The sequence below is a fragment of the Streptomyces sp. P6-2-1 genome (assembly GCF_050613165.1).
In the GTDB taxonomy this organism is placed as follows: domain Bacteria; phylum Actinomycetota; class Actinomycetes; order Streptomycetales; family Streptomycetaceae; genus Streptomyces.
In genome coordinates this window covers 90,705-103,465 of record NZ_CP192513.1, presented here as the reverse complement: position 1 = coordinate 103,465, position 12,761 = coordinate 90,705, and the positions used below count along the sequence as shown (strand labels likewise).

13 protein-coding genes are annotated in these 12,761 nt (G+C 73.2%); 9 read left to right on the top strand and 4 right to left on the bottom strand.

The window, feature by feature from the left end; all coding sequences use genetic code 11:
• Positions 1-49: 49 nt before the first annotated feature.
• Positions 50-1,183: an ethanolamine ammonia lyase-activating protein gene (locus tag ACQYWQ_RS00395; protein WP_431031820.1), complete on the bottom strand. Its 1,134-nt coding sequence runs from the start codon at positions 1,181-1,183 to the stop codon at positions 50-52.
• Positions 1,184-1,607: 424 nt separating this feature from the next.
• Between ACQYWQ_RS00395 and ACQYWQ_RS00390 the strand changes: the two genes are divergently transcribed.
• The 5 genes from ACQYWQ_RS00390 (at position 1,608) to ACQYWQ_RS00370 (ending at position 5,778) form a co-directional block, all read left to right on the top strand.
• A complete protein-coding gene (locus tag ACQYWQ_RS00390) occupies positions 1,608-1,931 on the top strand; it encodes a 2Fe-2S iron-sulfur cluster-binding protein (RefSeq protein WP_431031819.1) in 324 nt (107 codons plus the stop codon).
• 144 nt (positions 1,932-2,075) lie between these two features.
• Entirely contained in the window at positions 2,076-3,362 is a 1,287-nt protein-coding gene (locus ACQYWQ_RS00385) for a Rieske 2Fe-2S domain-containing protein (protein ID WP_431031818.1), read from the top strand.
• Between the two features lie 11 nt (positions 3,363-3,373).
• Positions 3,374-3,913, top strand: a complete 540-nt coding sequence (locus ACQYWQ_RS00380; protein ID WP_431031817.1) for a 3-methyl-2-oxobutanoate hydroxymethyltransferase — start codon at positions 3,374-3,376, stop codon at positions 3,911-3,913.
• Between the two features lie 32 nt (positions 3,914-3,945).
• Complete coding sequence (locus ACQYWQ_RS00375) at positions 3,946-4,812, top strand: 3-methyl-2-oxobutanoate hydroxymethyltransferase (protein WP_431031816.1); 867 nt, start codon at positions 3,946-3,948, stop codon at positions 4,810-4,812.
• 15 nt (positions 4,813-4,827) lie between these two features.
• Positions 4,828-5,778: an alpha/beta fold hydrolase gene (locus ACQYWQ_RS00370; RefSeq protein ID WP_431031815.1), complete on the top strand. Its 951-nt coding sequence runs from the start codon at positions 4,828-4,830 to the stop codon at positions 5,776-5,778.
• A 95-nt stretch (positions 5,779-5,873) separates the two neighbouring features.
• On the opposite strand, the gene ACQYWQ_RS00365 is transcribed toward ACQYWQ_RS00370, so the two are convergent.
• Together ACQYWQ_RS00365 and ACQYWQ_RS00360 are read right to left on the bottom strand one after the other, a co-directional pair.
• Positions 5,874-6,359, bottom strand: coding sequence for an RpiB/LacA/LacB family sugar-phosphate isomerase (locus tag ACQYWQ_RS00365; protein WP_431031814.1), 486 nt, complete (start codon positions 6,357-6,359; stop codon positions 5,874-5,876).
• Positions 6,360-6,363: 4 nt separating this feature from the next.
• Positions 6,364-7,335 carry an ABC transporter substrate-binding protein gene (locus tag ACQYWQ_RS00360; RefSeq protein WP_431031813.1) on the bottom strand — a complete coding sequence of 324 codons (972 nt, stop codon included), beginning with the start codon at positions 7,333-7,335 and terminating at the stop codon, positions 6,364-6,366.
• Positions 7,336-7,468: 133 nt separating this feature from the next.
• On the opposite strand from ACQYWQ_RS00360, the gene ACQYWQ_RS00355 reads away from it, so the two are divergent.
• From ACQYWQ_RS00355 to ACQYWQ_RS00340, 4 genes are read left to right on the top strand one after another with little or no spacing between them, the layout of a single operon-like run.
• A complete protein-coding gene (locus ACQYWQ_RS00355) occupies positions 7,469-8,599 on the top strand; it encodes a zinc-dependent alcohol dehydrogenase (RefSeq protein WP_431031812.1) in 1,131 nt (376 codons plus the stop codon).
• Positions 8,596-9,297 carry a 4-carboxy-4-hydroxy-2-oxoadipate aldolase/oxaloacetate decarboxylase gene (locus ACQYWQ_RS00350; RefSeq protein ID WP_431031811.1) on the top strand — a complete coding sequence of 234 codons (702 nt, stop codon included), beginning with the start codon at positions 8,596-8,598 and terminating at the stop codon, positions 9,295-9,297. Before ACQYWQ_RS00355 ends, ACQYWQ_RS00350 begins: the two co-directional genes overlap by 4 nt.
• Positions 9,294-10,313, top strand: coding sequence for an amidohydrolase family protein (locus tag ACQYWQ_RS00345; RefSeq protein ID WP_431031810.1), 1,020 nt, complete (start codon positions 9,294-9,296; stop codon positions 10,311-10,313). The genes ACQYWQ_RS00350 and ACQYWQ_RS00345 overlap by 4 nt, the downstream gene beginning before the upstream one ends.
• Positions 10,310-11,311, top strand: a complete 1,002-nt coding sequence (locus ACQYWQ_RS00340) for an ABC transporter substrate-binding protein (RefSeq protein WP_431031809.1) — start codon at positions 10,310-10,312, stop codon at positions 11,309-11,311. Before ACQYWQ_RS00345 ends, ACQYWQ_RS00340 begins: the two co-directional genes overlap by 4 nt.
• A gap of 57 nt (positions 11,312-11,368) precedes the next feature.
• Here ACQYWQ_RS00340 and ACQYWQ_RS00335 read toward each other — a convergent pair whose 3' ends face one another.
• On the bottom strand, positions 11,369-12,697 hold the full coding sequence (locus ACQYWQ_RS00335) for an NAD(P)/FAD-dependent oxidoreductase (protein WP_431031808.1): 1,329 nt from the start codon (positions 12,695-12,697) through the stop codon (positions 11,369-11,371).
• Positions 12,698-12,761 lie beyond the last annotated feature (64 nt).

The window sequence follows — 12,761 nt, the reverse complement described above, 5'->3', positions numbered from 1 at the left end:
GGAGGCGTCCCGGTGTGCGGACACCGGGACACCCCGAGGCGGTACGGGCTCAGCCGAGCCGCGCCCCGTCGGGCGCGGGCGGCAGATCGGCCAGCTCGGCGGCGTAGGCCGCGTCCATCGCCGGGGTCAGACCCTGCCGGGCGAGCGCCTCGCGGAAGGTGTCGCGCACCACGGGGGCCTCGTCGGCGTAGTCGATCTGGTCGCCGCCGATGCGCCGGCTGATCCACGCCTTCGGCACGCCCTGCGCGTTGCGCATCGAGACCACCTCGTGCTTGAAGGCGAGGTAGCGGCTCGGCGCGGAACTGGTGTTGAAGTGCTGGTGGAACCACATGTTGGGCGGCACGATGAGCGAGCCGGGCCCCCAGTCGTAGCGGCGCGGTTCCTCGCCCTCGGGCCACATGAGGCTGTACCCCTCGCCCGAGAGGATGATGACGTGCGCGCCGGGGCCGTGCCGGTGGCCCTTCTTGTACGTCGCGGTGGGGAACTGCGAAATGTGGCTGTTCATGGAGCCCTTGGCCATCGCGAAGCGGATGTGGCCCCCGCCCGCGCCGCGTTCCTTCGCCTCGATGAGCGGCAGATTGACCGCGTCCGCCACGAAGTTGGTGTCGAGCAGGAGGCCCTTCTGCTCGCCCTGGGGCGAGAAGTAGTCGGGCTCCCCGTTGAAGCGGTTCGGGAAGTCGTACTTCGTGCCGAAGACGAAGTCCACGTCGTCGTACAGGTTCAGTGTCGGCGGCAGGTTCGTCGAGGAGACGAAGCGGGCCGGGGTGCTGCCCGAGCCGTTGAAGTGCTGGTGGTTGGCGTTGAGCGGGATCGCGAAGAGCGATCCCGGCCCCCACTCGAAGCTCACCTCGCCGCCCGCGTCGTTCCACACCCGGGTCGAGCCGTGCCCGTCGAGGACGAGGATCATCTCCTCGAAGAGCTGGCGCTGCGGGGCGAGCTTGCCGCCCGCCGGTATCTCGCACACGTAGCAGTCGTTGGAGGTGCGCGTGGCCTCGTGGTTGATGAAGACCCCGCGCCCGCCGCGCCGTTCCCAGGGCTTCAGCTCGACGGTGCGCAGATCGGGCACGTAGTGCGCCGCGATGATGTCGAGTCCCTCGGCGGCGACCCAGCGTGTGTAGGGGGAGTCCTTCTCCGTGGCGAACTTCGCCGCCAGATTCTCGTCGACGATCGCGTCCTTGGCCATACCGGTGGGGCCTTTCCTGGTCGGCTGAGAGGGCCACAGACGTGGCCTGCTGGGTTCCCGCGCGGTGGGTCGCGTGGACCGCGCCGTCCCGGGGGCGAATCCGCCGCGCCGGCAACCGCCTCGGCAGCGAGCGGCTCACTGTGTGCCGGGGGCGGGCGGCGGCGGGGGCCTCGGAGGGGTGGGAGCGCCGGGGGAACCGTCCTGGAATTGGTAGAACCATAAGTCCGCTGTAGGGGAGTGTCAACGCATTGAACGCCCCTTTCCGGGGCCTTCCGCGCGCGCCCGCGACTCCTGTTTGCGCAGGTCCAGGGCGTTCGACCGCCCACTGGCGCAAGGTTCTTGTCCGCCCGTCAGCGATCTGGTCTAATGGTCCGACCATCAGCTATCCCCCAGCAGCGACCACCCGAGAAGAGGGAGGACTGCCGTGCCCAAGGTGACCTACGTCGACGTCGACGGCACCCCGCACACCGTCGATGCCCAGGCAGGGGACTCCGTCATGTCCGCGGCGGTCAGGAACGGCGTCCCCGGCATCCTCGCCGAGTGCGGCGGCAACTGCTCCTGTGCCACCTGCCACGTCTTCGTACGCCCCGAGTTCGCCGAACGCACCGGCACCCCGGGCGAGATGGAGGACGACCTCCTCGACATGGGGGTCGGCGACCGCAGGCCCACGAGCAGGCTCGCCTGCCAGATCCCGGTGACCGCGGAACTCGACGGGCTCACCGTCGACATCCCCGCCGACCAGCCCTGAGCCCACGCCACCGCGGACCAGCCCCGCGCCCCCGCACACCGCGTACCACCAGAACACCCGCACCACCAGAACACCCGCACCACTTCGCCCCGACCGGCGCCGCGGCGGCCCGGACCAGGGACGGACTCCCGAGAGGAGACAGCCGTGCTGAGGAAAGACATCAACGAACTGCTGACCCAGACCGGACCGGGCACCCCGATGGGGGAACTCTTCCGGCAGTACTGGATGCCCGCGCTGCTCGCCGAGGAGCTGCCCGAGAACGACGCGCCCCCGGTGCGTGTCAAGCTGCTCTCCGAACGCCTCCTCGCCTTCCGCGACAGCGAGGGCCGCTACGGGCTCGTCGACGAGTTCTGCGCCCACCGCGGCGCCTCGCTGTGGTTCGGCCGCAACGAGGGCTCAGGACTGCGCTGCCCGTACCACGGCTGGAAGTACGACGTCACGGGGCAGTGCGTCGAGGTGCCCTCGGAGGCGGACAACAGCAGCTTCTGCAAGAACGTCCAGCTCACCTCGTACCCGCTCGTCAAGATCGGCGACGTGCTGTGGACCCACATGGGCGACGCCGCGACCAGGCCCCCGCTGCCCGAGTACGAGTTCGCGCAGGTCCCGCCCGAGCAGACGTACACCTCCAAGCGCTGGCAGCAGTGCAACTGGCTCCAGGCCTTCGAGGGCGGCATCGACTCCAGCCACGTCACCTTCCTGCACTCCGGCGGGCTCAAGACCGACCCGCTCTTCAAGGGCGCCAAGGGCAACGAGTACAACCTCAACGACACCAAGCCCTTCTTCGAGGTCGCCGACAGCGAGGGCGGCCTCTTCGTCGGCGCCCGCCGCAACGCCGAGGACGGCGCGTACTACTGGCGCATCACCCCCTGGGTCATGCCCAACTTCACGATGGTCCCGCCACGCGGCGACCACCCCGTGCACGGCCACTTCTGGGTGCCCATCGACGACGAGAACTGCTGGGCCTACTCCTTCGACTACCACCCCGTGCGCGCCCTCACGGCGACCGAGCGCCAGGCGATGATCGACGGCCACGGCGTGCACAGCAAGAACATCCCGGGCACCTACCGGCCCGAGGCCAATATGGACAACGACTACCTCATCGACCGCGAGGCGCAGAAGCGCGGCGAGACCTACTCGGGCGTCGCCGGCATCGCCATGCAGGACGCCTCGCTCCAGGAATCGATGGGCCCCGTCGTCGACCGCAGCCGCGAGCGCCTCGTGCCCGCGGACAGCGGCATCATCAAGGCGCGCCAGAAGCTGCGTCGCGCCGCAATCGCCCTGCGCGACCACGGCACCGTCCCGCCCGGCGTCGACCCCGCCCACCACCGGGTCCGCTCCGCCGCCGTCGTCCTCCCGCGCGCCGAGTCCTTCCTCGACGCCTGCCGCGACGACGTCAAGGTCACGCCCGGCGTCCGGCAGTCGACGGTGTGACGGGCCGCCCCATGCCCACACCGACTCCCTCCGCCACGGCAGCGCCCGCCCCGCCAGGGCCCACGCCACCCGGGCTCAGCGCCTGCGCCCGCGCCACCGCGCCGGGCGAGGAGCGCTTCCGCGTCCAGACCCCGATCCGCCCGGCCCGCCGCGCCAGGATCATCGCCCTCGACCCCCGCGCCGAAGGCGTCGCCGCACGGCTCGCCCAACGGCCCTGGGCCGCCGCCCGCTTCTACGCCCTGACCCCCGGCGGCGACGGCGCGGCACCCCCCGCGCTGCGCGAACTCGGCGGCGCTCCCGTCTCCCTCGACACCGTCCTCACCGGCACCGACGTGACCGTCGTCCTCGCCAGCGAGGACACCGGGCACCGCGCCGCCGCGCGGATCGGCCGCACCTGCTTCGCCCGCGGCATCACCACGGCGGGCGTCGTGCTCGGCGACGGCTTCGAGGCCGACGACGCGGTGGCGGCCCTGCGCCCCTACGCCCGCGTCCTGCTGCTGTCCGCCGACGAGGACGACGCACGCGAACTGCTCACCGCGCTGCGCGCCTGACGGCCCGTGGCCCGTACCCACCCGGAAGGCACATGAGCGACAGGATCACCCTCGACACCCTGCGAGAGAAGAAGAGGAGCGGCGAGAAGATCGTCGGCGTCGTCGCCTGGGACCACCAGATGGCCCGGATCGTCGACCGGGCAGGCGTCGACCTCGTCTCCGTGGGCGACACCGTCGGCGTCAACCTGTGGGGACACACCAACCCCTTCGAAGTCACGATGGACGAGATGGTCGTCGTCGCCCGCGCGGTCCGCCGCGGCGTGCGCCGCGCCCTCGTCAGCGTCGACTTCCCCTACGGCCCGCTCCAGGAAGGGAGCGCCGCGGCGGTCCGCGCGGCGATCCGCTTCGTCAAGGAGACCGGCGTCGACCTCGTCAAACTCGACGGGGCCGCCGACTTCCCCGAGGCGGTCGAGGCCGTCACCAGGGCCGGGATACCGGTCTTCGCGCAGTTCGGCATCACGCCGCAGACCGCCCTGCGGTACGGCGTCGAGTACCGCGCGAGCCCGCGCCCGGGCGACCAGGTCCCCGAGCGGATGCGCGCCGAACTCCTCGCCCAGGCCCGCCGCCTGGAGGAGGCCGGGGCCGTTCTGCTCAACTTCACGAACTCGGGCCCCGAGGTCGGCGACGCCGTCGCCCGCGCCGTCGGCGTCCCCGTACTCGGCGGCTTCGGCGGCGGGCCCTGGCTCGACGGCCGGATGCGCATGGCCGGCGCCGCCATCGGCTACGCCGCCGACACGCTCGACAACCCCCCGGACACCTACGCCCACGTGGCCCGCACCGCCTTCGAAGCGATCAGCGCCTACGCGCGCGACGTCCGCGCGGGACGGCAGATCGCCGGCGGCATCAAGCTTCCCGCCCCGGAAGGCGATGGACGTCCCGCCGCCCGAACCACCCGCTGACGAAAGGAGCGCCCCATGCCCGTCGCTGACGCGGACGGCATCCCCACCCGCTACGAGGTGACCGGTTCGGGCCCGCCGCTGCTGATGTTCTCGCCCGGCGGCTTCGACTCCTCCGGCGAGGCGTGGCGCACGGTCGGCGTCTACCGGCGGCTGCGCCTGCTCGACCACCTCAGCCGCCACTACACGTGCGTCACCTTCGACCGCCGCGAGTCCGGGGGCTCGGGCGGCCGTCTGGAGCGGCTCTCCTGGTCCGCCTACGCACGTCAGGGCCTCGGCCTCCTCGACCACCTCGGCATCGACAGCGCCCACGTCATGGGCGGCTGCGTCGGCTGCTCGACCGCCGTCCAGCTCGCCGCCGAGCACCCGGACCGCGTCCGCGGCGCTGTCCTGTACTCGCCCGCCGGGGGAGTTCACTACCGGCGCAAGCAGCACGAGCGCTTCCGCACCCACCTCGCCTTCGCCGAGAAGCACGGGCTCGACGAGGTGGCGCGTCTCGCGCGCGCGACGGACACCGGCTTCACCGAGGACCCGCGCCCCGGGCCCTGGGTACGGCTCCTGCGCGCCGACGAGGACTTCGCCTCGCGCTTCGCGGCGACACCGCTCAGCCGTTACCTCGCCCTCGCCGAGGGCAGCGCGCGACTCCTCTTCGACCGGGACACCGTGCCAGGGCCGGAGCCGGAGGACCTGCTCGCGCTCGACGTACCGGCGCTCGTCGTCCCCGGCCAGGACACCTCGCACGCCCCCTCGGCCGCGCGCTACCTCCAGGAGTGCCTGCCGCTCGCCGAGTACTGGAACGTCCCCGTCGCCGAGCAGACCGAGGCGAGCGCGCCCGCCCGCATCCTGCGCTTCCTCGCCGAGACCGACCGCGCACGCGCTCCCGGCACGGACGGCGCGGGCGGCACGGATGGCGCGGACGGCGCGGGCGGTGCCCAGCACGCGGGCGCGACGGCGGAGGTACGCTCCTGAGCCCCCGCACGCGCGAAGGGCCCGGCGCACGCGGTGCGCCGGGCCCTTGCCGCGGACCGGCCGGCCTCCGCGGCGGACGGAGCGGGCCCGCGTGCTCAGCCCGTGGGCGGCTCCCCGCGCTCCACGGCCGCGATCTGCGCGAGACGCCGCGCGTGCACGCCGCCGCGGAACGGCGTGGTCAGCCACGTGCCGGCGACTTCCAGGGCCCGCCTCGTCGGAAGGGTCTTGGCCGCGAGGACCAGGACATTGGCGTCGTTGTTGCCGCGCGAGACGCCCGCGCTCCACACGTCGTGGCACAGACCCGCGCGGATGCCGGGGACCTTGTTGCACACGACGGTCTCGCCGAGACCGCTGCCGCCGAGCACGATGCCGCGCGCGACCCGCCCCGCTGTCACCTCGCGGCACAGCGCCCAGCACAGCGGCGGGTAGTCGACGACCGCTTCGGGATCGTGCCCGTGGGCGCCGATGTCGTGCACCAGGTAGCCCCTGCCGCGCAGCCAGGCGCTCAGCTCCGCCTTGAGCACGAGGCCGTTGTGGTCGGCGGCCACGGCGATCGGGACGCCCTGCCCGCTCCCTGACACGCCCTCACCCCACGAGGTCGAGCGTGCCGGGGTCGAAGAGCGACTCCAGGGCGGGCGCGCGCTCCAGGATGTGCTGGTCGACCGCGTGCCGCAGCAACGTGTCGAGCACCTCGCGGTTGGGCGCGAGCCCGTAGGGCAGGGGGTCGGCGCCCGTGGTCGCCATCACCTCGCGCAGCGTGATGTCCTGAGCGGTGGGCTCGGGGAGCGGCCTGCGCAGCCGCTCGACGTAGGCGCGCTTGGCACGGGCGAAGGCCTGGAAGATCTCGGCCCCCGCGTCGGGGTGGGCGCGCAGGACGTCGTCGCGGACGACGACGAGGTGGTTGACGGGCCAGTGGCCGCGTTCGCGCAGTGCCCTGAGCCCGGCCTCGCGTGCGTCGGGGATGAGGGGGCGCACGTGCGGCGCGGCCGGCGGGACCCCGATCGTCGCAGCGAGTTCCCCGTCGAGCAGCCGCTCCCCGAGTGGGCGCGTGCCGCGCATGGGCTCGACGTGGTGCGGCGGCCTGAACGCGGCGACGTGCTCGTCGCCCGAGAGCACCCAGGTGATCTTGTCGAGATCGACGCCGTACTCCTCGGCGAGCACCGCGCGCGCCCACACGCCCGTCGTGACGGTGTACCCGCGGTTGACGCCGACCGCCCGCCCCTCCAGGTCCTTCGGCTCGCGGATGCCCGACGCGGGATCGACGAGGAGCGCGCCGTGGTGGAAGTCCCGTACGAGGAAAGCGGGCACGGCGGTGAAGCGCACCCCGTGCGCCTTGGCCACGAGGTACGTCGTCACCGCCATCTCGCTGACGTCGTAGGCGAGTTCGCGCACCATGCGGCGGAAGGCGTGGACGAGGACAGGCACTTCTTCGAAGTCGAGGGCGAGCCCGTGCGGGCTCACCTCGCCGTTCTTCAGGGCCACGGTGGCGCCCTGGGTGCGGGTGACGGTCCTCAATCGCGGTACGGACAACGGGCTGTTCGGCAGCGGTACGGCCATGACGCGGCTCGGCTCTCTCGTGCGGGGGCGCGGACGGGAACGCATCGGTGATGCCCCGAAAGGTAGCATGGTCAGACCATCAGTCCATAGAGTAGTGTGCCGCGCGAACAGCCCCCGTACGAGGAGAGAAGCCATGAGCGAGCAGGTGCTCGCCGCGGTGCGCACGGCACCCGGCACCACGGAACTGCGGGAATACCCCCTGCCCGACATCCCGCCCGACGGGGCGCTCCTGAAGGTCGAGGTGGCCGGGATCTGCGGCACCGACGTCAAGATGTACGGGAAGCCGCCCTTCCCCGACCCGGTGATCATGGGCCACGAGAACGTCGGCGTGATCGCCCGCGCGGGCCGCGAGTTCACCGCGCGCAAGGGCCTGCGCGAGGGCGACAGGGTCTTCGTCGAGCACTACGTCGGCTGCTTCCGCTGCGCCTGGTGCCACGCGGGCGAGTACCGTCACTGCGAGTACACCGACTGGCGCACCAACCCCGACGCGCGCCGCTACGGCTACACATCGGCCGAGCGCCCGTACCACCTGTGGGGCGGCTTCGCCCAGTACCTCTACCTGCCGTGGAACGCCGTCACGCACCGCGTCCCCGACTCGGTCACACCCGAACTCGCCGGACTGGTCACGCCCTTGTCCAACGGCATCGAATGGGCCCTGAACACCGCGGGTGTCGGCTACGCGTCGACCGTCCTCATCCAGGGCCCGGGCCAGCAGGGCCTGTCCCAGGTCGTCGCCTGCAAGCAGGCCGGTGCCTCGCTCGTCATCGTCAGCGGTACGCGCAGGGACGCCGCGCGCCTGGAACTCGCCCGCGCGCTCGGCGCCGACCACACCATCGACGTCACCGCCGACGACCCCCTGGCCCAGGTCCACGCGCTGACCGGCGGGCGCGGCGTCGACGTCGTGCTCGACTGCACGGCGGGCGCCGGCACGGCCCCCGTACTCCTCGGCATCGACGCACTCAAGCGCCGCGAGGGCACGATGGTCGTCCAGGGCGAACTCGCCGCCTTCCCCGACTTCCCGCTCAAGAAGCTCACCGAGAAGTCCATCGCGCTCAAGAGCGCCCGCGGCCACGGCTACCGCGCCTGCGAACTCGCCCTCGAACAGCTCGCGTCCGGCCGCTTCCCGCTCGAACGCCTCGCCACGCACAGCTTCCCGCTCGCCGAGACCGACCGCGCCCTGCGCACCGTCGCCGGCGAGTTCGACGACGGCGAGGGCGCCGGGGCCGTCCACGTCTCGCTGCTGCCCTGGGCGGAGGCCGCATGAGCCTCGTCGTCCGCAACCCGCCCCGCGCCCCGCTCGCCCACGCCGACGCCCTCGCCGGTCTCGGCGTCGCCACGGTCCACGAGGCCCAGGACAGGACAGGACTCCTCGACCCCGCCCTGCGCCCCGTCTACCCCGGCGCCCGCGTCTGCGGCACCGCCGTCACCGTCAGCGTGCCGCCGGGCGACAACTGGATGATCCACGTCGCCGTCGAGCAGTGCCGCCCCGGCGACCTCCTCGTCGTCGCTCCGACCTCGGCCTCCGCCGCCGGGTACGTCGGCGAACTGCTCGCCACCGCGCTCGCCGCGCGCGGGGTGCGCGGCATCGTCATCGACGCGGGCTGCCGCGACATCGCCGAACTGCGCGCGATGGGCTTCCCCGTCTGGGCCCGGCACGTCAGCGCCTACGGGACCGTCAAGGAGACGCTCGGCGACGTCAACGTGCCCCTCGTCTGCGCGGGCGGCCTCGTCACGCCGGGAGATCTCGTACTCGCCGACGACGACGGCGTCGTGGTCGTCCCGCGCACCCGCGCGAAGGACGTCATCGACGCCTCGCTGGCGAGGGAGGCGAAGGAGGAGACCTCGCGCGCCCGCTACCGCGCGGGAGCGCTCAGCCTCGACACGGGCGCCATGCGCGAACGCCTCGCGGCGAAGGGCCTCACCTACCGCGACCACCCCGAGGCGGAGGACCCCGCACGATGATCATCGACATCCACGGCCACTACACGACCGCACCGAAGCAACTTGCCGCCTACCGCCGCGCCCAGCTCGACCGCCTCACCGACACCGCGGCGCCCGCCCCCTCCTTCGCCGAGCCCTCGGACGACGAACTGCGCGAGAGCGTGACGGAGCACCAGCTCGCGGTGCTCCGCGCCCGCGGCGGCGACCTGATGCTCTTCTCGCCCAAGGCCTCCGGCATGGAGCACCACGTCGCCGACCAGGCCACAGCGAACGCCTGGGCCCGCGTCTCCAACGACCTCGTTCACCGCGTCACGACCCTCTTCCCCGCGCACTTCGCTCCCGTCTGCCAGCTCCCGCAGACCCCCGCGGGCCCCCTCGCGCCCGTCGTCGCCGAACTGCGCCGCTGCGTCACCGAACGCGGCTTCGTCGGCGCCAACCTCAACCCCGACCCCTCCGGCGGCCGCTGGGACGGGCCACCGCTCACCGACCCGTACTGGTACCCGCTCTACGAGGCGCTCTGCGAGCTGGACGTGCCCGCGATGGTCCACGTCTCCACCTCCCTGAACCCGCACTTCCACACCCTGGGCGCCCACTACCTCAACGCCGACACCTCCGTCTTCACGCAGCTCCTCACGAGCGACCTCTTCACCCGCTTCCCGCGGCTGCGCCTCGTCCTGCCGCACGGCGGCGGCGCCGTCCCGTACCACTGGGGCCGCTACCGGGGACTCGCCGCACGGCTCGGCAGGCCCGGTCCCGAGACCCTGCTCGACAACGTGTTCTTCGATACGTGTGTCTATCACCAGGCCGGTGTCGACCTGCTCACCCGGGTACTGCCGGCGCGCAACGTCCTCTTCGCCTCCGAGATGCTCGGCGCCGTACGCGGCGAGGACCCCGCGACGGGCGTCGCCTGGGACGACACCGGGCACTACCTCGCCCGCGCGGGGCTCGCCCCCGACGACCTCGCCCGCGTCCAGGAGCACAACGCGCGGCGCGTCTACCCGCGGCTCGACGCGCTCCTGCGCGCCCAGGGACGGTGAGCGCCGTGTCCCGGCTCGCGCTCAGCTTCGCCTGCGGCGACTACGACCGCACCCGCGCACTCGCCGAGGGCGAGGTGCGCCCCGACGGCATCGACCTCACCTACCTGCGGCTCCCGGTCGAGGAGACCTTCTTCCGGATGCTGCGGCACCAGGAGTTCGACGTCGCCGAGATGTCCCTGTCCACGTACGTGCACACCCTCGACGCCCCCGAACCCCCCTTCGTGGCGCTGCCCGTCTTCACCTCGCGCATGTTCCGCCACGGGGCCCTCTACCGGAACACGGGCGCGGGCATCGAGCGCCCCGAGGACCTGCGGGGCACACGTGTCGGCACCCCCGAGTACCAGCTCACGGCATGTGTGTGGATGCGGGGCATCCTCGCCGACCGCCACGGCGTCCCGCTCGACTCGGTCACCTACGTGACCGGCGGCCAGGAGACCCCGGGGCGTGTCGAGAAGGCCCGCGTGGACCTTCCGCCCGGGCTGCGCACCGAGGAGGCACCGGCCGGCCGCACCCTCGCTGCGATGCTCGCCGAGGGCGAGATCGACGCGCTGTGCACCCCGCGCGTGCCGAGCCCCTTCGCCGCGGGGGACCCGCGCGTCGCCCGGGTCTTCGACGACGTCGAGGGCGCCGAGCGCGCCTACTACGCCGACACCGGCATTTTCCCGATCATGCACGTCGTCGTCCTGCGCCGCGAACTCCACACCCGCCACCCCTGGGTCGCGCAGTCCCTGTACAAGGCCCTGCACCGCTCCCGCGACCTCGCCTACGACAGCCTCTACGACACCTCGGCGCTCCGCTTCATGCTGCCCTGGCTGACTCCCCAACTGGAGGAGGCCAGAAGCCTGTTGGGACGCGACTACTGGTCGTACGGGCTCGACGCCAACGCCGGGGTGCTCGACACCTTCCTGCGCTACCACCACGAGCAGGGCCTGTCCCGCACCCGCCGCACGCCGCGTGAACTCTTCGTCCCCGAGTCCCTGGAGTCCGCGGTGATCTGACGACGGCGAAGGCCCCGGTCCCCCTCGCGCCGGGGACCGGGGCCTTCGCCGTCGGGGTCAGGCGGCCGCCGCGGTGCGCGGGGCACCGGGGGCCGGGAGCGCGCGCTTGAGCGGGACCGAGGAGTCGGCGGCGGCCCCCGGCGGGATCGAGAGGCCCTGGCCGAGCGCCTTGCGCACCACCATGTAGTCCGCGGGACTGTTGACGCAGTCCGCGGCGAGCAGCGCACCGGCGCGGTAGTACAGCACGCTGAACCGCTCGCTGTCCGGGTCCCCGCGTACGACCGTGGCGTCGTGACCGGCGCTCAGGCCGGCGATCTGGAGCTTGAGGTCGCCCTGGAAGGACCAGAACCACGGCACCTGCGCCTTGGGCGGCGGCGCACCGCACATCGAGGCGGCGACGGCGCTCGCCTGGGCCACCGCGTTCTGCACCGACTCGATCCGCACCTGCCCCTCGCCCGTCTGCGGGTGCGGCGCCACGGTGCAGTCGCCCGCCGCCCACACCCCCGGCACGCTCGTGCGCCCTGCGGCGTCGACGACGATGCCGCCCGCGCACGCGAGCCCGAGCTGGGCGGCGAGCCCCGTGCGCGCGAGGGCTCCGGCGCCGACGAGCACGACGTCGGCGGGGAGCACCCGCCCGTCGCCGAGCCGGACCCCGGCGACCCGCCCGGGGGCGCCCTCGGTGAACCCGGTGACGGCGGCCGAGAGCAGCACGCGGGTGCCGCGCCGTTCGTGCGCGGCGCGATAGGCGGCGGAGACCGCCGGCGCCACGGCGCGGCCCATGAGCCGGGGGCCCGCCTCGACGACCGTGACGTCCTTGTCCCTGGCCCGGGCGGCCGCCGCGGTCTCCAGGCCGATGAATCCGCCGCCGACGATCACGACGCGGCGCGCGTCGGCGAGCCGCTCGCGCAGGCGCACCGCGTCGTCCCTGTCCCGCAGCGTGAGCACCCCGTCGAGCCCGGCACCCGGCACGTCCAGACGCCGGGGCGCGGCGCCGACGGTCAGGGCGAGGCGCGTGAAACCGAGCGCGCGCCCGCGGGCGGTGCGCGCGGTGCCCCGCCCGTCCGCGAGGGTCACGGAGGTCACGCGCTCGCCGGTGAGCAGTTCGATGCCCTGCTCGGCGTAGAAGGCGGGGGTGCGCAAGGCGAGTGCCTCCGGGGCGAGTTCGCCGCTCAGGTACTCCTTCGACAGGGGAGGGCGCTGGTAGGGCGCGTGCGGCTCCTCGCCCACGAGGAGGAGGGGCGAGGTGTCGCCCGCCTGGCGCAGGGCCACGGCGAGCTGGAGCCCGGCCTGGCTCGCGCCGACGATCAGGGTCCCTTCGTGGTGCGGCGGGGGGCCGAGGCGGTCCGGGGGCAGGCCGGGACCGGGGGGCTGGTGGTCGGACGGCATCGCGGGGGTCCTCTCCGGTTGACGCTCCCTCAAGGGTTAAGTGTCATACCATTCTACCATCGAA